At 59.6% G+C, this 25,755-nt stretch carries 17 protein-coding genes; 9 read left to right on the forward strand and 8 right to left on the reverse strand.

From position 1 onward, the window contains the following. Positions 1–16: 16 nt before the first annotated feature. From BW979_RS17065 to BW979_RS17075, 3 genes are all read left to right on the forward strand, one after another. Positions 17–1,336 carry an HlyD family type I secretion periplasmic adaptor subunit gene (locus tag BW979_RS17065; RefSeq protein WP_076384617.1) on the forward strand — a complete coding sequence of 440 codons (1,320 nt, stop codon included), beginning with the start codon at positions 17–19 and terminating at the stop codon, positions 1,334–1,336. Between the two features lies 1 nt (position 1,337). Then, positions 1,338–2,666, forward strand: coding sequence for a TolC family outer membrane protein (locus BW979_RS17070; RefSeq protein ID WP_047229091.1), 1,329 nt, complete (start codon positions 1,338–1,340; stop codon positions 2,664–2,666). A gap of 109 nt (positions 2,667–2,775) precedes the next feature. Beyond that, on the forward strand, positions 2,776–6,252 hold the full coding sequence (locus BW979_RS17075; RefSeq protein WP_076384619.1) for a M10 family metallopeptidase C-terminal domain-containing protein: 3,477 nt from the start codon (positions 2,776–2,778) through the stop codon (positions 6,250–6,252). 57 nt (positions 6,253–6,309) lie between these two features. On the opposite strand, the gene BW979_RS17080 is transcribed toward BW979_RS17075, so the two are convergent. The 6 genes from BW979_RS17080 to BW979_RS17105 all read right to left on the reverse strand — a co-directional run bounded on the left by BW979_RS17080 (position 6,310) and on the right by BW979_RS17105 (position 13,148). Further along, positions 6,310–7,302, reverse strand: coding sequence for a LacI family DNA-binding transcriptional regulator (locus BW979_RS17080; protein WP_047226423.1), 993 nt, complete (start codon positions 7,300–7,302; stop codon positions 6,310–6,312). 75 nt (positions 7,303–7,377) lie between these two features. Next, positions 7,378–8,880 carry a glycoside hydrolase family 32 protein gene (locus tag BW979_RS17085; RefSeq protein WP_076384621.1) on the reverse strand — a complete coding sequence of 501 codons (1,503 nt, stop codon included), beginning with the start codon at positions 8,878–8,880 and terminating at the stop codon, positions 7,378–7,380. Continuing rightward, complete coding sequence (locus BW979_RS17090; protein WP_076384623.1) at positions 8,877–10,022, reverse strand: ABC transporter ATP-binding protein; 1,146 nt, start codon at positions 10,020–10,022, stop codon at positions 8,877–8,879. The genes BW979_RS17085 and BW979_RS17090 overlap by 4 nt, the downstream gene beginning before the upstream one ends. A 27-nt stretch (positions 10,023–10,049) precedes the next feature. Further along, positions 10,050–10,892 carry a carbohydrate ABC transporter permease gene (locus BW979_RS17095; protein WP_047226425.1) on the reverse strand — a complete coding sequence of 281 codons (843 nt, stop codon included), beginning with the start codon at positions 10,890–10,892 and terminating at the stop codon, positions 10,050–10,052. Then, positions 10,889–11,851 carry a carbohydrate ABC transporter permease gene (locus BW979_RS17100; RefSeq protein ID WP_076384625.1) on the reverse strand — a complete coding sequence of 321 codons (963 nt, stop codon included), beginning with the start codon at positions 11,849–11,851 and terminating at the stop codon, positions 10,889–10,891. Before BW979_RS17100 ends, BW979_RS17095 begins: the two co-directional genes overlap by 4 nt. Before the next feature lie 22 nt (positions 11,852–11,873). Continuing rightward, positions 11,874–13,148 (reverse strand): ABC transporter substrate-binding protein, encoded by a 1,275-nt coding sequence (locus BW979_RS17105; protein ID WP_076384627.1) that lies wholly within the window; start codon positions 13,146–13,148, stop codon positions 11,874–11,876. A gap of 167 nt (positions 13,149–13,315) precedes the next feature. Between BW979_RS17105 and BW979_RS17110 the strand changes: the two genes are divergently transcribed. Then, positions 13,316–14,878, forward strand: a complete 1,563-nt coding sequence (locus tag BW979_RS17110) for a carbohydrate porin (RefSeq protein WP_076384629.1) — start codon at positions 13,316–13,318, stop codon at positions 14,876–14,878. A gap of 182 nt (positions 14,879–15,060) precedes the next feature. Here BW979_RS17110 and BW979_RS17115 read toward each other — a convergent pair whose 3' ends face one another. Then, positions 15,061–15,975, reverse strand: coding sequence for a LysR family transcriptional regulator (locus BW979_RS17115; protein ID WP_076384631.1), 915 nt, complete (start codon positions 15,973–15,975; stop codon positions 15,061–15,063). 258 nt (positions 15,976–16,233) lie between these two features. On the opposite strand from BW979_RS17115, the gene BW979_RS17120 reads away from it, so the two are divergent. The 5 genes from BW979_RS17120 (at position 16,234) to BW979_RS17140 (ending at position 25,309) form a co-directional block, all read left to right on the forward strand. Then, entirely contained in the window at positions 16,234–17,259 is a 1,026-nt protein-coding gene (locus tag BW979_RS17120; protein WP_076384633.1) for a zinc-dependent alcohol dehydrogenase family protein, read from the forward strand. 684 nt (positions 17,260–17,943) lie between these two features. Further along, positions 17,944–19,431: a hypothetical protein gene (locus BW979_RS17125; RefSeq protein WP_076384635.1), complete on the forward strand. Its 1,488-nt coding sequence runs from the start codon at positions 17,944–17,946 to the stop codon at positions 19,429–19,431. Between the two features lie 48 nt (positions 19,432–19,479). Continuing rightward, positions 19,480–20,877, forward strand: a complete 1,398-nt coding sequence (locus BW979_RS17130; protein WP_047226437.1) for an aminotransferase-like domain-containing protein — start codon at positions 19,480–19,482, stop codon at positions 20,875–20,877. 91 nt (positions 20,878–20,968) lie between these two features. After that, entirely contained in the window at positions 20,969–22,615 is a 1,647-nt protein-coding gene (pgm, locus tag BW979_RS17135) for a phosphoglucomutase (alpha-D-glucose-1,6-bisphosphate-dependent) (RefSeq protein WP_076384637.1), read from the forward strand. A gap of 225 nt (positions 22,616–22,840) precedes the next feature. Beyond that, entirely contained in the window at positions 22,841–25,309 is a 2,469-nt protein-coding gene (locus BW979_RS17140; protein WP_076384639.1) for a UvrD-helicase domain-containing protein, read from the forward strand. 64 nt (positions 25,310–25,373) lie between these two features. Here BW979_RS17140 and BW979_RS17145 read toward each other — a convergent pair whose 3' ends face one another. After that, positions 25,374–25,652: a DUF1652 domain-containing protein gene (locus tag BW979_RS17145; RefSeq protein WP_047226440.1), complete on the reverse strand. Its 279-nt coding sequence runs from the start codon at positions 25,650–25,652 to the stop codon at positions 25,374–25,376. Positions 25,653–25,755: the final 103 nt, after the last annotated feature.

Consider the following 25,755-nt stretch of genomic DNA (forward strand, 5'->3'; position numbering starts at 1 on the left):
ACGGATGAACAACGTTATGCAAGACACTAAGCACTCATCCGTCGATATGTCCGGGCTGCCAATCGATGACAAACCAGTACGGCGCATCGGCTACTTGATGCTGCTGGTCACCTTTGGCCTGTTTGGCGGCTGGGCTACCCTGGCTCCGCTCGACAGTGCTGCGCTCGCGCCGGGTGTGGTAACCGTCAAGAGCTATCGCAAGACCGTACAACATCTTGAGGGCGGCATTGTGCGCGAACTGCGCGTGCATGACGGTGACCTGGTGAAAGCCGGCGATGTGTTGTTGGTACTCGACAACACCCAGGCGCGTTCGGAAATGGAAGCCATGCGTAGCCAGTTGATCGCCGCGCTCGAACTCCAGGCCCGATTGGTGGCTGAACGTGATGCGCTGCCCGAGCCACCGCTCGTGCCTACGCTGGATCCCAATGATCCCCGAGTGCGCGAGGCTCGCGACAGTGAAGGGCGGATCTTCCAGACCCGACGGACCTCGTTGCTGGGCGAAATCGGCTTGCTGGAGAAGTCCATCGGACAAATCGAAGAACAGATCCGCGGATTCAAGGCCGTCATCGCCAGCAAACAGATGCTCGCCGTTTCCTATGAAGAAGAGATTGTCGACTTGCGTGCATTGCTCGCCGAAGGCTACGTGGACAAGCAGCGTCTGCGCGAGCAAGAGCGAAGTCTTTCTCGGCTGCAGGCCGAAATTGCTGAAAGCCGCTCCGAAAGCGCGCGAGCGCGGGTTCATATCGACGAGGCGCGGTTGAAGATACTGCAACTGAAAAAGACTTTTGCCACCGAGGTCGCAGGTCTGCTGGGCGATGCGCAGACCAAGGTCTATGAATTGCGCGAGCGGCTGGCCACCCTGCAGGACCGCGACCAACGCACCGATATCCTCGCGCCCGAGTCGGGAATGGTCATGGGTATGACCGTACACACGCTGGGCGCAGTGGTCAGTCCAGGCACTGCGCTGTTGGACATCGTCCCGGCCAACGAAGAACTGATTGTTGAAGCACAGCTGTCACCGATGGACATCGACCGTGTCGCACTGGGCAAACTGGCGGACATTCGCTTCAGTGCGTTCAAGAGCAGCACCACGCCAGTCATCGAAGGGCAACTGGTGCAGATATCAGCTGATCGCCTGATCAACAAGGACACCGGTGCCGCTTATTACCTGGCACGCGTGGCCCTGACCGACAAGGGGCGTCAGGCCCTGGGCGATCTCACTCTGGTACCGGGAATGCCGGTCGAAGTGCTGATTAATACGGGCGCGCGGACGCTGTTGCAGTATTTGATGCAGCCGGCCAGCAATGCGTTTGCCCGTTCGTTGATCGAGGATTGACATGAAGCTTCTGATCGCGATGAGTCTGGCCCTCGTGCCACTTGGCGCTCTCGCTGACGACAGCTCGGCGCTCCCTTACACAGATCTGTTGCAACTGCATCAGGAAGCCCAAGTGGCTGACCCGCGTATTTTACGGGCACAAGCGATGGTCCGTAGTGGTGAGGGCAGCGAGCGGGCGGCCTTTGGTCAACTGCTGCCACAGCTCAATGCCAGCGGCAGTGTTAACCGCAGTCGGCGCGACGACGATTTGAATCGTATCCAATACAACGGCAAACGCCTGGCGATGATGCTCAATCAGGTTATTTACGATCCGCAGGTCTGGCGCAGCTACCAAAAGTACATAGAGCTGGCCCGCCAGAGCGAGTACGAGTCCGATGACACTCAAGTGCAGGCCAGCATTGATTTGTCCGAGCGCTACTTCGCGGTTCTCGCGGCGGAGGACGAATTGGCCCTGGTACGCAGCGAGCTGGACGCGACCGAGCGCAACCTCAAACGGACCCACGCGCTGTATGCACGCAAAATGGCGATGGTGACTGATGTACTTGACCTTGAGGCGCGTGTGGATGCGCTCAGGGCGGATGAGATCGAAGCCAGCAATGAGGTCGAGGTGAGTCGTCAAGCCATGTCCGAACTGGTGGGGCGTGATATCCGTGAGCCGCTCAAACGCATGGCTGGCAATCCAGCCTTCAGTTTACCTGCGCAAGCGCAGGACCATTGGGTGCAGACGGCACTGGACAGTAACCCGGCACTGCTTGCCCGCGAGCACAGTATCCGCGCCGCCGAGGCCGCTATCGGTGAAGCCAGGGCGGGACATCTGCCACGGTTGGGGCTGAACTTGACCGCGCAACGCAGTGATATCGGCTATGAAGGCGCGTTGGCGCCTCGTTCGGACAATCTCGTCGCCTCTCTGGACTTGCAGGTGCCGCTCTATAGCGGCGGCTCCACCCGTGCCCGAGTATCAAGCTCCGAAAACGATAAGGAAGTCGCCGAGCAAGAGCTGGAAGCCTTGCGGCGTCAGGTCATCACGCAAACCCGAACGGCCTATCTTGGCGTGACAACCGGGCTCAGCCGAATCAAGGCAACACAACGCGCCTTGGAATCCGCCGAAAAATCACGGATAGGCACCGAGAAGGCCTTCGGATACGGCGTCAAGAATGCCGTCGATGTGCTGGACAGTATCAAGGAAGAGTTTCGCGCACGGCGCGACTTCAATCAGTCCCAATACAAGTTCGTGACCAGTTTGCTGGTGCTGCATCGCTGGAGCGGCAGATTGGGGGAGGAGGATATCCGCAGGGTCAACGAATGGCTCGTTGCACCGTCATCTCACTGAAGACAAAAATAGTGGCAAGATGATGTTAAATCCACTCATTCTAATGCAAAATATCCCTCTGTAATGGCCGCACCCAGGAAAGGCCACAGACTGCCCAAGGAAGCTTCACATGCCCCATCCCGTTGGTTACTCGTTTGTTTCGTCCGCAAAGCTGACCGGCAATGCGCAGGTCAATAGCTTGCTTTATGGCACCTATTGGATGGGCAACTCGTGGAGCACCGGCACGTTTACCACGCCCCTGACGTATAGCTTCGTCACGGCGGACTCACGTTTCGCCATCAATTACAGCAGTGATAGTGAATATGAGTCCATCTATCTCCTGACGTCAGCGCAGCAAAACGCCATCGTCAGCGCGCTCGGCACCTGGAGTTCGGTCGCCAACCTCAAATTCACACGGGTCAGCGAGTCCTCCACCAACGTCGGTGATCTGCGCTTCGGCGGCTATCTGGATATGGACGAAGACACCGCTGCCTGGGGCTATTTTCCCGCTCACACACCCAGTGCCGGTGATGTCTGGATCGGGCCAGTGACGAACGACCCGACTCCGGTCAAAGGTACGTACGACTATCTGACTTTTATGCATGAGATCGGCCATGCTCTGGGCCTCAAGCACCCGTTCTCGCAAAGCCTGTCAAACCCCACGGTACTGGCGCCTCAGTTCGATGATGTCCGCTATACCATCATGAGTTACGACAGTGCTTATTCCTATGAGCCAACCACGCCCATGCTGCTGGACATTGCCGCCATCCAGAGTCTCTATGGGGCCAACACTCAGTGGCAGACCGGCAACAACACATACAGTTGGGCGGCAGACCAATCGGTTTTCGAAACGATTTGGGACGCAGGCGGCAATGACACTATCGATGCCACCAATCAGCTCGCAGCGGTGCGCATCAATCTGAATGAAGGCCAGTTCAGCAAAATAGGGCAAGCGTTCATCGACCTAGACACCCAGGCGGCGTTCAACGACGGGCTGGCGATCGCCTATGGCGCAAAAATTGAAAACGCAGTCGGCTCGGCCAATGACGACACGCTCATTGGTAACGCACTAAACAACCTGCTGAATGGCCGTGCCGGCAAGGACTTGATGATCGGCGGGGCGGGTAACGATACTTACGTCGTCGACAACAGCGGTGACGTGGTTCAGGAAAGCAGTGCCCTCAATAGCGGAATCGACAGCGTTGTTTCATCAATCAACTACATTCTTGGCAGCAACCTTGAGAACCTGACACTGAGCGGCACCGGCAACCTCGACGGTACCGGCAACGCGCTGAACAACCGCATCACCGGTAACGCTGGCGCCAACACCCTTTCAGGAGGGGCGGGCAGCGACACCCTGGATGGTGGCAGTGGTATCGACACGCTGATCGGTGGCACTGGCAACGACACCTACGTGGTCGATAACATCAGTGACCTGATCAGCGAAACCAGCACCCTGGTCAGCGAAGTGGATACGGTGCGTTCCTCGGTGAACTGGACCCTGGGCAGCAATCTGGAAAACCTCACGCTGATCGGGTCAGCCTCACTCAATGGCACCGGCAACACGCTGGGCAACGTACTGGTCGGTAACGCCGGCAGCAACCTGCTGAACGGCGGCGGGGGGATCGACACGCTGATCGGTGGTACCGGCAATGACACCTACGTGGTCGACAACCTCAGGGACATTGTTCGTGAGACCAGCACCCTGGCCAGTGAAATCGATACGGTGCGCTCCTCGGTGAGCTGGACCCTGGGCGCTAATCTGGAAAACCTTGCCCTGACCGGCGCTGCTCACCTCAGCGGCACCGGTAATGCCCTGCGTAACGTCCTGACGGGTAATGCGGGCAATAACGTGCTCAACGCAGGAGCAGGCAACGACACACTGGACGGTGGCAGTGGTATCGACACGCTGATCGGCGGCACCGGCAATGACACCTACGTGGTCGACAACCTCAGGGACATCGTTCGTGAGACCAGCACCCTGGCCCGTGAAATCGATACGGTGCGCTCCTCGGTGAGCTGGTCTCTGGGGGCCAATCTGGAAAACCTCGCCCTGATAGGCACTGCCCACCTCAGTGGCTCCGGCAACGCCCTGAACAACGTGCTGATGGGCAACGTCGGCAACAATCTGCTGAACGGTGGCACTGGTATCGACACGCTGATCGGCGGCACCGGCAACGACACCTACGTGGTCGACAACCTCAGGGATGTCGTCCGCGAAACCAGCACGCTAGCCAGTGAAATCGATACCGTGCGCTCCTCGGTGAGCTGGACCCTGGGCGCCAATCTGGAAAACCTCGCCCTGATAGGCACTGCTCACCTCAGTGGCACCGGCAATGCCCTGCGCAATGTGCTGATCGGCAATGCAGGCAACAATGTGCTGAACGGTGGCGCAGGAAACGACACACTGGACGGTGGCAGGGGCATCGACACGCTGATCGGTGGCACCGGCAACGACACCTACGTGGTCGACAACCTCAGGGATGTCGTCCGCGAAACCAGCACCCTGGCCAGCGAAATCGATACCGTACGCTCCTCGGTGAGCTGGTCCCTGGGTGCCAACCTGGAAAACCTCACCCTGATCGGCAGTACCCACCTCAATGGCACCGGCAACACATTGGGTAACGTGCTGATTGGCAACGTCGGCAACAATGTGCTGAACGGTGGAGCAGGTAACGACACCCTGGACGGTGGCAGTGGTGTCGACACGCTGATCGGTGGCACGGGCAAGGACACTTACGTGGTCGACAACCTCAGGGACATCGTCCGCGAAACCAGCACCACGGTTAGCGAGATTGATACCGTGCGCTCCTCGGTGAGCTGGTCCCTGGGTGCCAACCTGGAAAACCTCACTCTGATCGGCAGCACCCACCTCAATGGCAACGGCAACACATTGGGTAACGTGCTGATTGGCAACGTTGGCAACAATGTGCTGAACGGCGGAGCAGGTAACGACACCCTGGACGGTGGCAGCGGTATCGACACGCTGATCGGCGGCACCGGCAATGACACTTATGTGGTCGACAACCTCAGGGACATCGTCATCGAAACCAGCACCACGGTTAGCGAGATCGATACCGTGCGCTCCTCGGTGAGTTGGAGCCTGGGTGCTAACCTGGAAAACCTCACCCTGGTCGGCAGCACCCACCTCAATGGTACCGGCAACGCCCTGGGCAACGTGCTGAACGGCAACACCGGCAACAACGTGCTGAACGGTGGAGCAGGCAACGATAAACTCAACGGCGGCGCAGGCGATGACACGCTGATCGGCGGCATTGGCAGTGACACGCTCACTGGCGGCACTGGAGCCGATCGATTTGTTTTCAGTGCGTTGGATGAACTGGGTAAGGGAAGCGCTCGCGACGTCATTACCGACTTCAGCAGCATTCTGGGCGATAAGATTGACCTATCGAAACTGGCTGCCGATTTCCTGACCATGCCAATCAACGGGTTCAGCTTCATCGACTCGAACGACTTCACGAGCGCGGGGCAATTGCGCTTCGTCGATCAGGTGCTTTACGGCAACATCAACGACAATCTGGATGCGGATTTCGAAATCCAGCTACTGGGCGTCAATACCTTCAGTGCCAACGATCTGATTGCTTGATAAAGCAGTGTCCGGACGCTTTGAGACAGCTCAGAGCGTGCCCAATACAGACTCGGCTTACAGCGACGCCCTGACTACCAATGGGCAATCTACCGGCTGGGCGCCCGACACCTCGAGGTTCTCGATCAGGTGCCGGGCAGCCCTGCGACCGATCTCGTAGTACGGCAGTTGGACCGTGGTCAGTGGCGGAATGAACAGCTCGGCGATGCCGATCATGTTGTCATAGCCGAGCACCGCAACATCGCTGGGAATCTTCAGGCCACGGCCCAACAACAACTGATAGGCACAGAAGGCGATACGGTCGTTGCCGCAGATCAGAATGTCGAACTGCGGTCGCCCCTCGATGATGTGCCGGTCGAGAATGGCTGCGGTTTCACCGTAGGCATCGTGATCGGAAAGGTCGTATTGCAGAAGTGCTTCAGGCGCCAGCCCAAAGGCCTGGCAGGCACGTTGCAACCCTTCTTGTCGCAGGCTCCAGGCAAGGCTCTGTTTTGGCAGATTGATACACAGAGGGCGCCGATAGCCTTGGCTCAAGGCGTGATGCACCGCTCGATGCTGCCCCGTTTCATCGTCGGGCACATAGCTGACCAGGCGAGTGTCATCGGCCAGGCAATTGGCGAGTACCAGTGGTTTGCTTTTCAGGCGCTCGGGGATGCTCACCTGGCGCAATCCCATGGCACTGAAGATCAACCCGTCGGGACGGTGCGACATCATCAGGTCGATGTTCTGCTCGGTGGGCGGGTTGCTCAACAGGTTGAGGATAAACACATTCCAACCGGCTTGCTGCGCGGTCTGCTCGATGGACAGCAACAGCTCGACTGCGAAAGGTGTGGTCGCGGTATCCAGTGCGAACACACCGATGGTTCGCGCCTGGAGATTGTCCCCGCGCATCCTGCGCGCCGAAAGGCTCGGTACGAATTGCAGTTCGTCAATGGCGCGACGCACCCGCTGAAGGGTTTCGGGGCTCAGTTTTTCCGGATTGTTGAGCGCTCGAGAAACCGTCATCAGGGACACGCCGGCCAGCTGTGCAACGTCTTTCACTGAAGTCATGCGAGGTGCGGCCAGTCAGGTTGACGCCGAATCATGACACAGGCTCCGGGCTTGTCGCGACTCGAATGACATTGCTCATAGCCATGCGGAAGCCAGCGGCCATGCATTACCAATGGAGACGCGTCCGCCAGCCCCGCTTGCCAATAGTTTTACCCCCAGGCTGTCGGGCCGCGGATAGACGCGGCTGCTGAGGCTGAAGCGGCCGTCTTGCTCAAACACCTCGATGGACGAACGATCCAGAAACACCCGCAGGTGCAAGGACTTCTGGGCGTGGTCTATCGCCACGCTGCGCTGACCGCTCACCTGCGCGCCCGAACGACTGCGATCCAGTACCAGGCGCTGCAGCGAAGCGTCGTAATAGAGCAGGGTTTGTTCGTCGCCCTCGGCACTGCAACGCAAGGCGATACCCAGGTGACCTTCGGCGCAGCCGAGCAAATCCAGATGCACATGGAGCTCGAGCCTGTCGCCATTGACCTGTGGCACCCATTCGTAGCCCGGTCCAACCCACGCAGAGGTGTGCGGCAGCGGTGCCTTGCGTAAAGCGGTCAATTCCCGGGCCGGAAACACCCTGAGGCGGTCGGCATGCAACTGCAGTTCCCGGGGTAGGCCGAGCATGCCGCACCAGTGATGGGCCTGGCTCGGCATCGGACTTTCCCACATGTCGAGCCACGCCCACACCAGGCGCCGACCGTCAGCAGCCACCAGCGTTTGCGCAGCATAGAAGTCATGGCCGTTATCCAGCTCGATAAACGGGCCGCCGCTGAAGTGCCATTGGCTGTCGAGTTGCCCCACGCGATAACCGGCCTGGTACTTGTTGAGCCGCTCGTAACCCTCGGGGCGCATGCCCTGGGGGGAGTACAGCAGCACGTCGCGCCCATCGAGGCGAAACAGGTCCGGGCACTCCCACATATAGCCATCGCCCTCGTTGCCGCGGGCTACATAGTCAAGGAACTCCCAGGCGCGCAGATCGGTGGAGCGGTACAAGGGGAGTAAAGGCGTATCGCCCAGGCGTGCGCCGGCAATCAGGTACCAATAGTCGTTGTCCTTCCAGACCTTGGGATCACGAAAATGCATGATCGTGTCTTGCGGTGCGGTCTCGATGACGACACCCTGCTTGACGAACCGGATGCCGTCGACGCTGGTGGCAAGACACTGAACCTGGCGGATCTGGCGTTCGTCACCCACTTCCCCCAGCCAGGTGTGCCCGGTGTAGATCAACGCCAACGTGTCGCCACACACCACCGCACTGCCGGAAAAACACCCGTCGCGGTCAAAGTCATCGCCTGGCGCCAGTGCGATGGGCAGGTGCTGCCAATGGACCAGGTCAGCGCTCTTGGCATGCCCCCAATACATCGGGCCCCATTTCGCGTCGAAGGGGTGATGTTGATAGAACACGTGGTACTCGCCGCGAAAGTACACCACTCCGTTAGGGTCGTTCATCCAGCCTGCGGGCGGGGCAAGATGATAGTCGGGGCGATAGTCATCGGTGACGCGAGACAGACCAGCGCTCAGCGCCTGTTGCGCAAGCTCAAGGGTCGCGGATATTGGAGCGTTCATGGGATTCACACACACGGTCATAGGGCGCCTGCTCGTACCGAGCGCTGGGCAATGTCATCCAACGGGGTTTCGAGGGATTGTGGGTGGCGCCTCAAGGCCGTGCCGTCGGCATCGAACAGGTGCAGATTGTCGATCTCTACCTGCAGTTCGACCCGATCACCCACTCGCCACCCGGCGTGGACCTCACAGCGACAGATCATCGGCTCATCCTGACCGGTATCGATGTGCACATAGGTTTCACTGCCCAGGTATTCGACCCCGATCACGGCGATGCCGGCTGTGCCCTGTGCCGCCTTGAGTGCTACATGTTCCGGGCGAATCCCCAGGCTCAGTTGGCTGTTCGCCGCCAGGCTTGAGCTGTCAAAGGGCAGGGTGGTCCTGCCCAATACCAGGCTTTCCACCAGGCTGCTTGCGCCTGGCGTATGCAGGAACGCTGCAAGAAAGTTCATCCTTGGCGAGCCGAGGAAACCGGCGACAAAACGAGTCGCCGGGCGTTCGTAGAGTTCCCGCGGCGAGCCAACCTGCTCGATACGTCCGCCATTGAGCACGACAATCTTGTCGGCCAGGGTCATCGCCTCAACCTGATCGTGGGTCACGTAGATCATGGTCGTGCCCAGTCGGGCATGTAGCCTGGCGATTTCGTTGCGCATTTGCACCCGCAAAGAGGCGTCCAGATTGGACAGCGGCTCATCGAACAACAAGATGTCCGGTTCCCGTGCCATAGCCCTGCCCATGGCCACCCGCTGACGTTGGCCACCCGATAATTCCTTGGGTTTGCGTTGCAGCAGTTTGTCCAACTGCAGTATTTGCGCGGTTTTCAGCACGCGCTCGCGCAGGCTGGTCTTTTCGGTCTTGGCCAACTTGAGACCAAAACTGATGTTGTCGTAGACGCTCATGTGCGGGTAGAGCGCATAGGACTGAAACACCATGCCGACGCCACGCTCGCGCGGCTCCAGGTCATTGACCCGGCGCCCGTCGATCAACAGGTCGCCGGCGCAGATGGAATCCAGCCCGGCGATCAGTCGCAGCAGGGTGGATTTTCCGCAGCCCGAGGGGCCGACGAACACCACGAATTCACCGGCGGCGATTTCCAGGCTGACGTCGCGAAGAATGCGCATGCCGCCCAATTGTTTGTTCACGTTGTCTAGCTTCAACTTGATCACGATGCTGTTCCTTGTCTTTGTTGGGCATCAACCCTTTAACGCACCGGTAGTGAGACCGGAAACGATTCGGCGCTGGAAGATCAGCACCAGAATCACCAGTGGGACGGTGACCAGCACCGAAGCGGCCATCAACAGCCCCCAAGGCAACTCATGGGAGCTGCCGCCGGAAATCAGGGCGATGGCTACCGGCACCGTGCGCTGCGTGTCGGTGAGGGTGAAGGTCAGGGCAAACAGGAACTCGTTCCACGCAGCAATGAAAGCCAGCAGGCCGGTGGTGACCAGCGCAGGCCAGAGCAGCGGCAATAACACGCGGGTCAGGGTGACCCAGGGCGAAGCACCGTCCATGATCGCCGCCTCCTCCAGCTCATGGGGCAGTTGGCCCATGAACGTGGTCAGCACCCAGACGGTGAAGGGCAGGGTGAAGATCGTGTAGCTCAGGATCAGCGCCCAGGGCGTGTTGTACAGGCCCAGGGCACGGATCACCTCGAACAGCCCTGACAGCACCGCGACCTGGGGAAACATCGACACGCCCAGAACCATTATCAACACCGCGCCGCGTCCACGAAACTTCACCCGGCCCAAGGCATAGGCGGCGGTCAGGCTGAGGAACAGCGCCAGCGCGACCACACTCAGGGCAACCACCAGCGAGTTACCGATTGCCCGCAGGAACGAGGCCTGGTGGAGCACGGCGGCATAGTTGGAGAAGTCGGGGTTGTCGACCCAGTAGCTCACCTGGAACAAGGCACTGGACGGCTTCAGCGACGTCACGATGGCGTAGTAGAAAGGGAACACCGCATACAGCAGCAAAATCGCGATCAGGCACCAGAATCCGACGCGCAACAGCGCTTTTTTCAGTAGGCGCGGGCTCATGAGCGAACCTCCATTTGACGGCGTCCGAGGTACAGATAAATCATGGCGATGACTGCGACGACCAGAAACAACAAGGTCGAGGCCGCGCTGCCGTAGCCGACGTCCTGGAACTCCATCAGATGCTGGCGGGCGTACACCGACATGCTCATGGTGCTCGACGAGTTGGAGGTCAGCACATAGATGACGTCAAACACCCGCAACGAATCGAGGATGCGGAAAATCGCCGCCACCAGCAGCGCAGGCATCAGCAGCGGCAGGGTGACTCGCCAGAACACCTTCAGCGGGTGAATGCCATCGACGCGGGCGGCTTCGTAGCAATCGCCCGGCAACATCTGCAAGGCCGCCAGCATCAGCAGCGTGACGAACGGGACGGTCTTCCAGACGTCGACGATGATCACGGCCCACATCGACAAGTCGGCGTCTGCCGTCCAGGCCAGGGGCGCGTCAATCAGGCCGGCGCCCAGCATCAGATGATTGATGATGCCGAACTGGTCGTTGAGCATCCAAGACCAGATTTTCGCCGAGACAATGGTGGGGATCGCCCAGGGAATCAGAATCAATGCCCGCACCAAGGCGCGCCCGGTGAACTTGACGTTCAGCAGCAGCGCCACCAACAGCCCCAGCACCATTTCCAACCCCACTGAGACCACAGTGAAATGCAGGGTGTTGCGCACCGCGTTCCACCATTGTGGATCGACCAGGATGCCCGACCAACCGGTGCTGTTGTGCAGCAGATAATTGCTCAGGCCGATAAAACTTGCGTCACCGGTGTCCGCCAGGCTGGCGTCGGTCAGGCTGAACCAGAATGTACGCAGCAGCGGCCAGGCCGCCACCAGGGCCAGGCACAGTAGCATCGGAGTCAGGAACAGCCAGGCGGCGCGAACCCGGCGGCGTTGTACCGGCGTTTCCAGGGCGGGCAGCAGCTCGTCACCGGACGCCAGGGTAGTGGAGACAGACATGGTGAATTTCCTTCCTTGTGGCTTACCAGTTCCGGCGCTTGATGCGTGTCAGTTCGCTTTCCAGCTCCGCCAGCGCCTGATCGACCGGCACCTCGCCGGCCAGCACACCATGCACTTGATCGAAGAAGGCATTGGAGACACGTGGATAGCGATCGGCGGTAATCGAGGCGGGGCGCATGACCCCATCCTTGAGAATGCTGCGCAGTTGACTGTAATAAGGCATCGCCGCGAGCAGCTCGAGGTCTTGATAAAGTGACTCGATCACCGGGTTATAGGCGCCGACCAGGGCACGATGTTTCTGCTGCTGAGCACTGCTCAGGTAGCTCACCAGCTGCGCGGCAAGCTTTGGATTGGCGCTGTAACGCGACACCGCCAGGCCCCAGCCACCCAGGGTGGAGGCGTGGGTGCCGGTCTCGCCACCGCGGGGCAGGGGCGCCACGCCGACCTTGTCTTTTACGACACTTTCCGGGCTTTGTACCAGGGCCCAGACATACGGCCAGTTACGCATGAACAGCGCATTGCCCGACTGGAATACACCTCGTCCTTCTTCCTCGGTGTAGTTGAGTACGCCACGTGGGGAGATGTCTCCTACCCAGCTCTTGGCCAACGTCAGCGCGGTTCTTGCGGCAGGACTGTTGACCACGATGTCACCCTGTGGGTTGACCAACCCACCTTGCGGCTGGCTGCTGATCCACTCCAGTGCATTACACGTCAGGCCTTCATAGGCGCGGCCCTGAAAGACGTACCCCCAGGCATTGGCGTTCCCGGCGCTACGCTCAGCCTGTTGGACTTCCCGCGCGATTGCAGTCATTTGCTCCCAGGTCTGCGGCACCTGTTTGTGGTACTTCTCAAGCAAGTCCTTGCGGTAATAGAGCAGGCCCGAATCAGTGAACCAGGGCATCGTCACCAGCCGGCCGTTCACCGTGGCGTTATCCACCTGGGCCTGGAAGTAGCCCTCGGTCGCGTTGGCAGGGAGCACCTCGCGCAGGTCCATCAGATGGTTGGCCAGCATCCCCGGCCACACCATATCGATTTGAATGATGTCGAGGTCGCTGGATCGGGCACTCAGGATTTGTTGGTAGAACGACAACCTTTCGGTGGCCGAGTTAGGCGTGGAAACCACTTCGACGCTGTTGCCGGTCTGCTTCGACCACGCCTCGACAGCCTCCTTGCACAGCTGCAATTCAGCACCTACGGCACCGCAGGAGATCGTCAGATTGGCGGCAGTCGAGAGGGATGGAAGCCCGACACAAAGGCCGAGCAGCGCAGCAGGAAGGAGCGATTTGAGCTGTTTCATAAAGCCCTCTTTATTTTTGTTTTTAGAAAAGTTAACGTTAACATCGCCAAATGTAGCAGCGTATTAGCGATGAGGCATCCTTTTTTTCACGGTTTTTGACAATTCAAAAGCCGAAGAAAAAGACCATTGCGGGAACACAAAAATAAAAACAAAACAGGGAAATCCACATGCAGAAAGCACCAAGCTGGCTTCTCGCAGGCGTGCTCGGCACCTCGGCGGCCACCTCTCACGCTGCGACGCTGGAAGAACGCATGGCTGCGTTCGAGGCCCGGGCCAGCGCCGCCGAAAAACGCGCCGCGGCTGCCGAACAGCAAACCCAGGCCCTGGCCAGGGAACTGCAACAACTCAAACTCGCCGCTCCCGCGCTCCAACCGGTGGCATCCACTGCAAACGTTGCCACGTCGACGCTGGACACGCGGCTGGCAAAACTCGAAGCCCGTCAACAAAGCCTGGAAAAACAAGACAGTGGCGCATCCCTCACGGACGGATTCAGCTTCAAGGGCTACGCCCGCTCGGGGTTGCTGGTCAATGACGGTCTGGGTGGCGGCCGTGGCGGCCCTTATACCACTCCGGCCGGTTCCGTCGGCGGTGCCGTGGGGCGACTCGGGAACGAGGACGACACCTATATGCGGATCGACCTGTCGAAAGAGCAGTACGCGCAGAACGGCACCCGCTCAAAATTCACCGTGTCCATCGCCGATGGCGTAGAAAGCTCCAATGACTGGACGGCCGACGAAAGCAACCTGAACGTGCGGCAGGTGTTTACCGAACTGGACCACATCGCGGCGTTCAAGGGGAACTCGGTGTTTGAGAATTCCACCCTCTGGGCAGGCAAGCGGTTTGACCGGGACAATTTCGATATCCACTGGCTGGACTCGGACGTCGTCTACCTGGCTGGCACCGGCGGTGGCATCTACGACGTGCAGATGAACAAGAACTGGCGCTCGAATTACTCGTTGATCGGGCGAAATTACGGGGAGTTCAGTGACGGCGGCGTCAATGCCGATGTGGAAAGCTATATCCTGACCTCCAACCAGTTCTTCGACAACGGGCAGTGGCAGTGGATGTTCAACGCCATTGGCGCTAAAGAAAACGACATCGGCACCCGCACCAATGAGGCGGGCCTGACACCTGCGGACTCCGGCCTGCACAGCATGGTGGTCAATCACCAGAAGAATTTTTTCGGCAGGGAAGGCTTCTTCAAAACGGCGTTGCTCTATGGGCAAGGCCTGGGGGCAGAGGTCAAGAACATCGGCTCGGACGGCGAGCTGATCGACGACGCCCGCGCTTTGCGTCTGGCGCTCTATGGTGAGACGCCCATCGCCCCCGGCTGGCGCATCGGTCCCAGTTTACTGGCCGAACAGAGCAAGGACCGGTACGTCAAGGGCGACGACTACCGCTGGATGACACTGAACGTGCGCCTGGCCAATGAAATCAACAGCAATTTCGAGATGGCCTACGAGATGAGCTGGCAAACCATGGACCTCGATCCCAAGGGCTACCTGCAACGCAATGCAGTCGACGGCAACTTCTGGAAGTTCACGGTCGCCCCGACCTTCAAACCTGATTTTGGAGACCTTCTCACACGCCCCGAACTGCGCGTGTTCGCCAGCCTCATGAACTGGTCCTCGGATCTGGACAGATACAGCGCCTCCGATTCCTTTGGCAAGTCTGACTTCAACGCAGGCGGCGTGTGGCAATACGGCATACAGATGGAAACCTGGTTCTAGTTGGACGGGGGCGTCTTCTGAAGCTGGATTCGAGATGCCCCCGGTATTGCCGCTTTGATCACGTGCGCCTTGCTTCTGTTTCCCAGGCATGAGAAGGGCAGGTCGAGCGGGCACAGGTCAGGATTGGTTGGTCTATGGCGAGTGCCTGTGAGGGACTGGGTGGTGACAGCAGCCCGGAGTTTCTACAAGCTATCCGGATCGCCAAAAAACATCTGAATCCGCGAACGCAACCAGCGCTCACCCGGGTCGTTGTCCTGGGAGCCGCGCCAGGCCATGTGCAGTTCGAAGCTGCGCACCGGAATCGGTGGGTCTTCGGCGCGAACGCCGCCAGCGGCGGTCAGTGCGTCGGCGGTGTAGTCGGGCACGATGGCGATAATGTCAGTGCCCGCCAGCAGCGTGCTCAGGCCATTGAACTGCGGTACGGCCAATACCACGTGACGCTTGCGGTCCAGTTTCTCCAGCTCTTCATCGATGAAACCGCTCAGGTCCCCGGCGAAGGACACCAGCGCATGGGGCCGGGCACAGAATTCGTCCAGGGTCAGCCGACCCGGCGCAGTGTCGGCCCGCAGCACTTTGGGCATGCTGCGCCGCAAGACTTTACGCTTGGCGTTGGCCGGCAGATCCTCGGTGTAGCTGACGCCGATGGAGATTTCACCGGACGCCAGCAAGCCCGGCATCAGAATGTAGTTGACCCGGCGCACGACCAGGACAATCCCCGGAGCTTCGGCCCGCAGGCGCTTGAGCAGCATCGGCAACAGCGCGAACTCGGCGTCGTCCGACAGGCCGATGCGGAACACCGAGGTGCTGGTGGCCGGGTCGAACTCCGCCGCGCGGCTGACCGCCGTGGAGATCGAATCCAAGGCTGGGGAGAGCAGGGCGAAGATTTCGACCGCCCGGGCCGACGGTTCCATGCTGCGACCGGTGCGCACGAACAGCGGGTCATCGAACAGGTTGCGCAGCCGTGACAGCGCGGCACTGATGGCTGGCTGGCCGAGGAACAGCTTCTCGGCGGCTCGGGTCACACTGCGTTCATGCATCAATGTTTCGAACACGATCAACAGGTTCAGGTCGACACGACGCAGGTCATTACGATTCATCTGGGGTCCTGGCAGATTCAGCAAGCTTGACGTGAGCGGCCATATGAGAACAATGACCGGCATGAATCTTACGGGGAAAGACTGGTACTCTGCACCGGCTAATTGCTTTTTCTTAGGGATAGGCCCTACAAGACTGGGTTCATTTTCTTGCTGCGGAATCAATGACAGGCATGTCGACTATTAATAGCCACTGATGGTCTTGGGTACAAAGCCCGGATAGAGTTCATGGCATTAGAGGTTACTTTGACGAGGTTTGCGATGTCCCGCACGATCCGTTTTCACAAGTTTGGTGGTGCCGAGGTGCTCAAATGCGAAGAGCATGCGGCGGCTCTTCCTGCGCCAGGAGAAGTGCAGGTCCGTGTCGAAGCGATCGGCATCAGCTGGTATGACACCCTGTGGCGCCAGAATCTGGCGTCGTCCCAGGCGCGCCTGCCTTCGGGCCTTGGTCATGAAATGGCCGGGGTGGTGACGGCTGTCGGAGACGGTGTCGACGACTTGGCTGTAGGCGACAAAGTAGCCAGTTTCCCTGCCGAGAGCCCTAACGATTACCCGGTGTACGGTGAGATCATCGTGCTGCCGCGTACCGCGCTGACCCGTTATCCCGACGTGCTCACCCCGATCGAAGCCGCTGTGCACTACACGCCACTGCTGATCGCCTATTTCGCCTACGTGGACCTGGCACGGGTCAAGCCGGGGCAGTTTGCCCTGGTCACTGATGCCAGTCATTGCGCCGGACCATCCTTCGTGCAACTGGGCAAGGCCTTGGGTGTACGGGTGATCGCGGCCACCAAGACCGCTGATGAGCGTGAGTACCTGCTGTCGCTCGGCGCCGAAAAAGTCATCGTCACCGAAGAGCAGGACTTGCTGATGCAAATCAACAAGCTCACTGATAGCCGTGGCGTCGATGTGGTGTTCGATGGCCTCGGCGGGCCGCAAATGTCGCTGCTCGGTGATGTGCTGGCGCCGCGGGGCAGCCTGGTGCTGTATGGCTTGCAAGGCGGCAACCAGACGCCGTTCCCGGCCTGTGCGGCGTTCCAGAAGAACATTCAGTTCTTTGTGCACTGCATCGGCAATTTTACCGGCAAGCCGGAACTGGGCATCATCCAGGATCAGGTTGCATTGCAGCGGGCGCTGCGTGATATCAATCAACTGACCGCCGATCGCGTGCTGTTGCCGCTCAAGACCCGGGTGTTTCCATTCTCCGAGTTTGTCGAAGCCCACCGTTACATGGGCGAATGCCCCTGCCGTGAACGCGTTGCCCTTCAGGTAGTCGACCCCGCCTGATTCCTCCTCCGCGCAAGAGTCAGCATGGCGACTCTTGCGCTGCCTTCGGCCTGAACCTGCTTTCCTTCCTTTCTTCTGCCATTGCCGCTCCGTTCGGCAATGACGCCCTGGTGCGCGGCAACCACGCCTTCGCCTGGGCGGTCCAGTTCACTCAACACCCAAAAAGCGTTTAATCCCCAGAGAACTGAACTGGTTTTTGCCCTCAATCTGTATCTTCTAATCGTTATTTAAGTCCTGATAATTGAACGCTGATTTCCATCTCAAGGAAGAAGTCGTGGCGCAGTACAAGTTTCTAGAGAATCGTCATCCTTCGGGCAAAGGTGCATCAAGCGTTAATTGTTTTAACGCCATCAATCGACTGTGGGAAAAACTGACTGGGGCAGGGGGACAATTGAAGTTAGGCATGTTCTTTGTTTTTCGTACTCATTGTCTGAAGGATGCTGTCGGAATCTTCCTAGGACGCAGGGCGGAATCGCTGAAACCCAATGCCTCAGGGGCTTGCAGGCACGTACCAAGGCGAAGCGGGCGAACTCCACAGCTTATGTATCAAATAATTACGACAAGCAAAGCTTGAGCGTATTACCAATACTCTTTGCAGTACTAGAACAACCTTCCAGATCAACCCGTCGCCCGGTCACGCTATGCCGGTGCGACGCCGATATTTGAATTTCCAGGTATATGGCTATGAGTTCAATTCATGAGCAGGCAATGAATCACGTGTATCAACAGATATTGCAGCGACTGTCAGGTTTTTATTCCCGCGCGGAACGGACGGCGTTGCAGCTTTTGATCCAGCGTTTAATTGTCGCCGCTGGCGGCATCGACCGGATCGGCGACTATCGTGTGTTGACGGTCCAGAACGGCAGCCGGGACAGTTTTTATATCCTGACCGCCTTGCGGGCCGCACAGTTGAGCATCGCCGGCAGGCATCCGGTGACCTTCGACTTGCGTGTCGCCACGCCACGCCTGAGCGAAACCACCCAGGCGACCCTGGAAAACATCCACCGCTGTTACAGCGCGCTGTTCGTCTACGACGACCCCCGGGTGGAACTGCTGATGGCGGATAACCGCGAGGTGGTGCCGTTCAATCACAAGCAGCCATTGTCGGCGGCCGGGCATGAGGCCAATCGCATGGACACGCTGGTTCTGGGCCACCTTCGCTCGATCGACAGCCCCTTGGAAGTAGGCGATCACGGCTACCTGGCGATGGCTGAGTTCTATCGGCATATGGCTCGCTGGGAGCGCGGCGTGGACTCGTTAGTCAGCAGTGATACGCCTCGCGAGCAAAAACAGTTCATGTCGGGCCTTCGACGTGCCGCCCGCAAGGTCGGCCTGGCGACTGACCCGTCCAGCGGTTTCGACAGTCTCTTCGCGCAACTCGATACCTTGGGCGCTAGTCCGTACCTGGGCTTCTATGGTCAGGACCACGAGGGCGCGTGGAAACCCGAGGGGCATTTCGAGGCGTGTCGGCGCGTGAGTCACATCGGTATCGACGACCTGATCGTCGACAGTTCGCAAGAAACCAACTGGCCGCTGTTCAGTGAATTCCTTCGGGTGCGGACCGATGAACTCGTCGCATCGGCGCCGGAAAACGAATACCTGAGCCCACTGCTGTCAGCTCACCTGCATGGCCTGCAGGCCTGCTATCTGCAGGGGCGCAGCTATGAGGCAGGCTATGGAGACTATGTACAACGGGCGATCATGATCATGCATCGCAAGCAGTTGCCCGAGCACGTCTGCGAGCAGGCACGCATGCTGTTCGGCCCACCCACGGCCATCCCCGAGCGGCGCGCCCAGGCCGCCAGCGACGCGCACAAGACCCTGGGGCTCAACGAAACGCAACTGGTGTGCATGTTGTTCGCGCCCTTCGTGGAGCAAGGCGCTGGCCTGGAGCACTTCCTGCGCTGCTGTCATCCCGGCATGCTGGTGGCGATGCCCGATCTGCACAAGGCCATGCAGGGCGCGGCCATTGCCGATCAGGTGGCGCAATGGATGGTCGACGTCAGTGGCCTGTCCATCGATATGCTCGGCAAGCTGTATCGGGCGAGTATCACGCCGCCGGAGCAGGAGCAGGCATCGGGGATGGATACGCAGCAACCTGTCGATGACATCGACATTGAAGAAGCCGGGCAGGGCGACGATGCCATGCGCGAACGTGCGGCACGGCATTGAGGGGCAGGATTTGACGGATTCATTCGCCACGTCGCCTGGCCCAACCCCATGAAAGGTTGCCGGGAAACAGACTTCGCGTATCAGGCGGTTTATCGTTACCTCACCACCCTGATCAACGAACTGGGCGCCGACGCCCGAGTGCGTTTGCCGTCGTTACGGCAACTGGCCGAGCGCCTGAACGTGTCGATCTCTACCATCCAGTACGCTTATTCGTTGCTGGAGAAGGAAGGGCGTGTCTATTCGGTCGCCAAATCCGGTTATTACGCGTTGCCAGTACCCTGCGTCGCGACGCTGGGCGGCGGTGATGATTTGCTCGAGACCCTGTATGTCAATGCACGACGACCGGGAATGCTGGTACTCAGCGCTGACGAGCCTGCGTCGATGCAACCGCTGGACAGCCCGCTGTTGTTACTGGAGCGTGAGCTGCTGCGTCAGTATCCGCGCTCTTCACAAATGCCCTCGCAGCCTTGGGGCGAGCTGGAACTGCGCACCGCGCTGGCGGCTCGCTACACGTCTTCGCCGGCCCGATGCTGGAACGCCGACGATGTTTATATCGGCGCTGATCTGCGCGGTGTATTGGAGATTCTGATCGCCGTGCTGGCGCTCAAGGGCGCCACGGTGCTGATCGAATCACCCTGCGACTGGACCGTCCTGCGCTTGCTGCAGGCGGCCGATATCGACGTAATCGAACTGCCACTGCTGGCGGATGGGGAGATCAATGTCGAGCAACTGGAACAATTACTGACGAGTAAAGCGGTCCGCCTGGTCATCCTGTCCTCGGTCCTGAACATGCCCAGGGGCACGCTCGCTCCTGAAAACAACCGTCGCGCCGTCGCGCGCTTACTGGATCTGCACGGCACATGGGTGCTGGAGAACGACAGCTATACAGACCTGGCGTTCGAAGCCGGGGTGACGCCTTTTCGAGACTTGCTCGACCCCGACCGGCTGATCGTCTATTCCACTTTCGAAAAAACCATCGGCCCCGAGGCCCCCTACGGCTATGTGTTGTCGCGACAGCTGACGCTGGAGTTGCAGCGACATTTCCTGCTGCGCGCGTTTCGTCTGTCACCGATTCGCCAGAAGGCCATCGCCCGTTTGTACAGCAACGGACGGATCGATCAGCACTTGCTGGTGTTGCGACGATTGTTGCGTGAAGGTGCGCTATCGACAACGCAAATGCTGCGCGAGCGGCTGGGGGACAGCCTGCAATGGCTGGAGCCCCAAGGGGGCGCAACGATCTGGACCCGATCTTCGCGGCGCGTCGATCTGCGACGGGTGTTCCAGCGGCTGCTTGCGCAACGAATCGTCATTGCGCCGGGGGAACTGTTCAGTTTGCAAGGGCTGTACGCACAACATCTGCGCCTGACCCACGCCTTGAGCGGTTCACACGATCTGGATACTGCACTCTGTGCGCTGGCCGATGCCTTGAGACTTGAGCAATCGTAATGGAGGGCGATGGATCGAACCCATCGCGCCACGGTCGAACTGTCAGTAAACTGCATCCATTTTATCGAGCCACTCCATTCAGAGGTTTTGCATGACAGTCAGTCCATTTGCGGGCAAGCCGGCACCGGCAGAGTTGTTGATCGATATCCCGCGACTGGTGACGGCCTATTACACCGGCCGACCCGACGCCTCGGTTTCGACCCAACGGGTGGCTTTCGGCACCTCCGGTCACCGTGGCAGTTCCTTCGACCTGGGGTTCAACGAATGGCATGTGCTGGCTATCAGCCAAGCGATCTGCTTGTACCGTGAAGCCCAGGGCATCAACGGCCCCTTGTTCCTGGGGATCGATACCCACGCGCTGTCTACCCCGGCAGGCGCCAGCGCGCTGGAGGTATTCGCTGCCAACGGGGTCACCGTGATGATCGCCGAGGCCGATGAATACACGCCCACGCCGGCGATCTCCCACGCCATTCTTTGCTACAACCGTGGGCGCACCACCGGTCTGGCGGACGGCATCGTCATCACCCCGTCCCACAATCCGCCGCAGAGTGGTGGCTACAAGTACAACCCCACCAACGGCGGCCCGGCCGATACCCATATCACCAAATGGATCGAAGCCAAGGCCAACGAGCTGCTGGCAAGCCAGTTGGCCGGCGTCAAGCGCATCAGCTATGAGCAGGCCCTGAAGGCCGACACCACTCACCGTCACGACTACGTCAACACCTACGTGGCGGACCTGATCAATGTCATCGACTTCGATGCCATTCGCGCTGCCGGCTTGCGCCTGGGCGTGGACCCGCTGGGCGGAGCGGGGGTGCGCTACTGGCCCGCCATTGCCGAGCATTACCGCCTGGACCTGGACGTGGTCAACACCCAGGTGGATTCCACCTTCCGCTTCATGACCGTCGACTGGGACGGACAGATCCGCATGGACCCGTCCTCCAGCCATGCCATGCAGGGGTTGATTGGCCTCAAAGAGCGTTTCGATGTGGCCTTCGCCTGCGACCCGGACCATGATCGCCACGGCATCGTGACGCCGTCCGGTGGTTTGCTGGCGCCGAACAACTATCTGGCGGTGTCCATCGACTACCTGTTCCAGAACCGGCCGCAGTGGCGTGCCGATGCCGCCGTGGGCAAGACGGTGGTCAGCAGCGGTCTGATCAATCGCGTGGCCCAGCGCCTGGGTCGGCGTCTGTATGAAGTGCCGGTAGGCTTCAAGTGGTTTGCCGACGGCTTGTTCGACGGTTCCTTGGGCTTTGGTGGCGAAGAAAGCGCCGGCGCCTCGTTCCTGCGCAAGGACGGCGGTGTGTGGAGTACAGACAAGGACGGCCTGATCCCGGCGTTGCTGGCGGCCGAAATGACCGCGCGCACCGGTCGCGACCCAAGCCAGGCCTACCGTGCCCTGACGGATGAACTGGGTGAGCCGTTCTCCGTGCGCGTCGATGCCAAGGCCAGCCCGCAACAGAAGGCGCTGCTGAGCAAGCTGGCACCGGACCAGGTTGCATCCACTGAGTTGGCCGGGGAGACCATCCAGAGCATCCTCAGCCATGCACCGGGCAATGACCAGGCCATTGGCGGCCTGAAGGTCATGACTGAAAACGGCTGGTTCGCCGCGCGGCCATCAGGCACTGAAGACATCTACAAGATCTACGCCGAAAGCTTCATCGGTGATGAGCACCTCAAGCAATTGGTGGTCGAGGCGCAGGCATTGGTCGATGGAGCCATTTCCAGTCAGTGACTCAAAACCCATCGCGAGCAGGCTCGCCCCACATTGGCGCTACGGTGCACGCCGGCCTCTGTGGGAGCGAGCCTGCTTAAGGTGGGTCGGGCGACACTGATGGCCATGTGCGACAGCACTTTCACTTCATCGCCTAAATCCATGACTTAAAAGCTTTTGGGTGGAATCAGCTGGCAAATACAGACACCATAGCCGCCATGGTTCTGAACACCGGAGTCCCCCAGCGTGTCGCAACACACTCCCGATCTTCCCCCCGAACTTCTGCCCCTGGCCCAGATGCCTCTGCTCAAGCGCCTGGCCGCGCGTTTTCTGGGTCATGGCCTGACGCGACTTCGAGCCCAGCATCGGGCCTCCTGGCTACACGGCCAGGCCGATGGCTTTCGCAGCGGGCATAGCGCCGGTTTTGACTACGGCTATAAGGAAGGCAAAGCCGATGGACTGCAAGAGGGCCGGCAGGTCCTGCTGATCCGAGATTTCCGAAGCACCGAGCACCCGGCACCGAAAGTCGATGAACTGTTGTTCGATGACTGGCGCCTGCCGTTGACCGCCGAACTCAAGAAGCGCATCAAGGCCGATGTTGCCCGATTGCTTCCCGCTCACGCCCAGCCGAGCGCCGCGCAGTGGAAAATGATCCTGAGCGATACGCCGTCTACCTCGGTCGTCGCGGGCGCAGGCGCCGGGAAATCCACGACCCTGGTGCTACGCCTTGTGCTGCTGTCCCACTACCTGGGTTTTGAGTTGGATTCGATGACCGTGGTGACCTTCACGCGGGAATCGCGCAAGGACTTCATTCACAAGCTCATTGAAGTTTTTGCCCTGTGGGGGCGGACAATCAGCCTCAAGGAAGCCCGCGATCTGGTGCGGACCTTCCATTCACGCATCTTGCCCATGGTGCGCAGCCTGCCCGGGTTCGAGCGGCTCCAGGCGTTTGAAACCCTGAGCCATCGTAACGAAACGGCTGATGATGACGCCCAGAGCAATCCCTTTGAGCTGCGCATCAACGATGCTCAGCGCCAACAGCTCAATGCCTGCTATCACGGTCTTTATCAACGCGATGAGCGTTTTCGCGAACTGATCAAACCGATGTCCCGGCACGCCTTGCAGCTCAGGGAGCTGGAACGCGACCATCCCGATGTGCAGAAACGGGTGGCCGTGACCGAACTGGCCGCCCAGCGCGATGAAGAGTTGTGCGATGCGATCGAAGACCTGTGGTTTCGCGCCGGTGCCTGGCCGATCAAGGGCATCGAGCCAAAGCGTCAGGCCTTCCAGATCAACGGTGCGACGTTTCATTGCCAAGGCTACGTTCCAACTCTGGACGCCTGGGTGATGCTGGGTTTCGACCCGCGGGAAGATGCCCGGCTCAGCCGGCCCGGCGCCAAGCTGAGTATCCGCGCAGAGTGGGCGGTAAAGCGTACCCTGTTTCAAGCTTTCTGCTCTAAGCCATTGATATGGATAGATAGTTATGAGGCGTCAAAGCGTGTACTGAGCGTGTTGGCCGGGGATGCCAGCGCAGGCCCTGGGTTCGATTACAAGGTAAAAGGCGAACTGGCTTCGGCACCGTTGCTGGATTGTTTCGTCGCGGCGGCCGGCTTTATCGAGAACCTGGGTCTGGACGTCCCGGACGCCGTGGGCCGGATGTGTTTTGCCCAGGATGACCCGGATCGTTATTTCTTTGAGGCCCTGAGTCGCTACTGGCGAGCATTTGAAGACCACCTGCTGGACCAGTCGCCGCCCGTCATGACCTATAACCGAATGTTCGCGTTGTTCAGTGAGCACTCCCCAGAGAACTTCAAGCTGCTGAGCGATGCGACATTGCGTCCTCTGTCACACCTGATGATCGACGAGTTTCAGGATGTCTCGCCGCAGATTGTTTCCTGGCTTCGCGCCAGCCTGCGGGAAGTGCGCAGCCGCGGCCCTGCCATGCATGTCGGCCGGGGCGCCCAGCGTTCCTCCTTGCTGTGCGTGGGTGATGACTGGCAATCGATCTACGGCTGGCGCGGCAGTTCACCCAGTTATTTCATGGCGTTCAACAAACAGTTTCCTTCACCGGCAAACACCCGGGTCATGCTCACCGATAACTACCGCAGCCACCAACACATCATTGACGCCGCCGAACACGTGGTGCGTGCGGCTGCGGCGATTCCCGGCAAAAAGGCCAAGGCCAGCGGCACGCCTCGAACCTTGAGCCCGGTCAATGTGTTGGACAGAGACGACGAAGGCTTGGCCAAGCGCCTGGACGAGCACTACCGCAAGGGCGATTCAATCTTGATGCTCTATCGAAAAAGCAGCGATAAGTTATTGATTGAACAGCATATCCAACCAACAGTTAATGTGGATTCTAGCTTGCCGTACCCGGCAAGACGCCTCCGGCAGATGACCTACCATAGCGCCAAGGGGCTTCAGGCCGACGCGGTGTTTTTGCTCGGTGACTGCCAGCACTGCACCAGTTCCCCCTACAAGAATCAGGTCTACCGAATGGCCGGGCTTGGCCAGGAGGGCGATGCCGAGCCGTACGACACGGCACAGAAAGACGAGATTCTGCGCCTGGCCTATGTCGGCATTACCCGGGCGGTGCAGCATTGCTATTGGTATGTCGATGGGCAGGACACCCAAGTTAACAAGGCGCCCAAGGCGTCGGATCGGATAGGGACCGGCAAACCGTTCTTTGTCGATCATCGCCGCGCCCGCAGTTGAGAACTTCGGGGCACGAACAAAACTGTCAGGCAAAAAGAAGCCCACTGCTGTGGGCTTCATTTTTTCAGGAGGCAAATCGTCGCAAGCCAACTGGTGGCACGAAAGCTTCCAGCTCGGCTTCCACCGCTTCGATTATTCGCTCCACGTCAGGGGCGTTCATCACTGTCGCGCAGGGGATGCCCGCAATCGCGATCATAGTCTCGCCGCTGGCACGGTCAAACAGCCGGGCGACCATACTGCCCGGTGCGTCCATGCTGGCCTCGAATCCCATGGGATGAAAATGCCAGCGCATCAACTGGCAGGCGTTGGGAAACGTAACCTTGCTGAAAGATCCTCTATTCATCTGTTGCCCACCTTCTTCATCAAGCGCTTCCGTTTGCTCATAGTCAGGAAGGAAGAGCCATCATGGCTCTACCAGTGAGAACTAAAAATAGCACCTGAAAATG

Origin of the sequence: Pseudomonas sp. A214 (assembly GCF_900156295.1) — a bacterium.
Lineage (GTDB): Bacteria > Pseudomonadota > Gammaproteobacteria > Pseudomonadales > Pseudomonadaceae > Aquipseudomonas > Aquipseudomonas rhizophila.

Excerpts from the sequence above, each read along its gene's own strand:
- BW979_RS17065 (WP_076384617.1), top strand. The coding sequence starts at position 17 with ATGCAAGACACTAAGCACTCATCCGTCGATATGTCCGGGCTGCCAATC.
- BW979_RS17070 (WP_047229091.1), top strand. The coding sequence starts at position 1,338 with ATGAAGCTTCTGATCGCGATGAGTCTGGCCCTCGTGCCACTTGGCGCT.
- BW979_RS17075 (WP_076384619.1), top strand. The coding sequence starts at position 2,776 with ATGCCCCATCCCGTTGGTTACTCGTTTGTTTCGTCCGCAAAGCTGACC.
- BW979_RS17080 (WP_047226423.1), bottom strand. The coding sequence starts at position 7,302 with ATGACTTCAGTGAAAGACGTTGCACAGCTGGCCGGCGTGTCCCTGATG.
- BW979_RS17085 (WP_076384621.1), bottom strand. The coding sequence starts at position 8,880 with ATGACCGTGTGTGTGAATCCCATGAACGCTCCAATATCCGCGACCCTT.
- BW979_RS17095 (WP_047226425.1), bottom strand. The coding sequence starts at position 10,892 with ATGAGCCCGCGCCTACTGAAAAAAGCGCTGTTGCGCGTCGGATTCTGG.
- BW979_RS17100 (WP_076384625.1), bottom strand. The coding sequence starts at position 11,851 with ATGTCTGTCTCCACTACCCTGGCGTCCGGTGACGAGCTGCTGCCCGCC.
- BW979_RS17105 (WP_076384627.1), bottom strand. The coding sequence starts at position 13,148 with ATGAAACAGCTCAAATCGCTCCTTCCTGCTGCGCTGCTCGGCCTTTGT.
- BW979_RS17110 (WP_076384629.1), top strand. The coding sequence starts at position 13,316 with ATGCAGAAAGCACCAAGCTGGCTTCTCGCAGGCGTGCTCGGCACCTCG.
- BW979_RS17115 (WP_076384631.1), bottom strand. The coding sequence starts at position 15,975 with ATGAATCGTAATGACCTGCGTCGTGTCGACCTGAACCTGTTGATCGTG.
- BW979_RS17120 (WP_076384633.1), top strand. The coding sequence starts at position 16,234 with ATGTCCCGCACGATCCGTTTTCACAAGTTTGGTGGTGCCGAGGTGCTC.
- BW979_RS17125 (WP_076384635.1), top strand. The coding sequence starts at position 17,944 with ATGAGTTCAATTCATGAGCAGGCAATGAATCACGTGTATCAACAGATA.
- BW979_RS17130 (WP_047226437.1), top strand. The coding sequence starts at position 19,480 with ATGAAAGGTTGCCGGGAAACAGACTTCGCGTATCAGGCGGTTTATCGT.
- pgm (WP_076384637.1), top strand. The coding sequence starts at position 20,969 with ATGACAGTCAGTCCATTTGCGGGCAAGCCGGCACCGGCAGAGTTGTTG.
- BW979_RS17145 (WP_047226440.1), bottom strand. The coding sequence starts at position 25,652 with ATGAATAGAGGATCTTTCAGCAAGGTTACGTTTCCCAACGCCTGCCAG.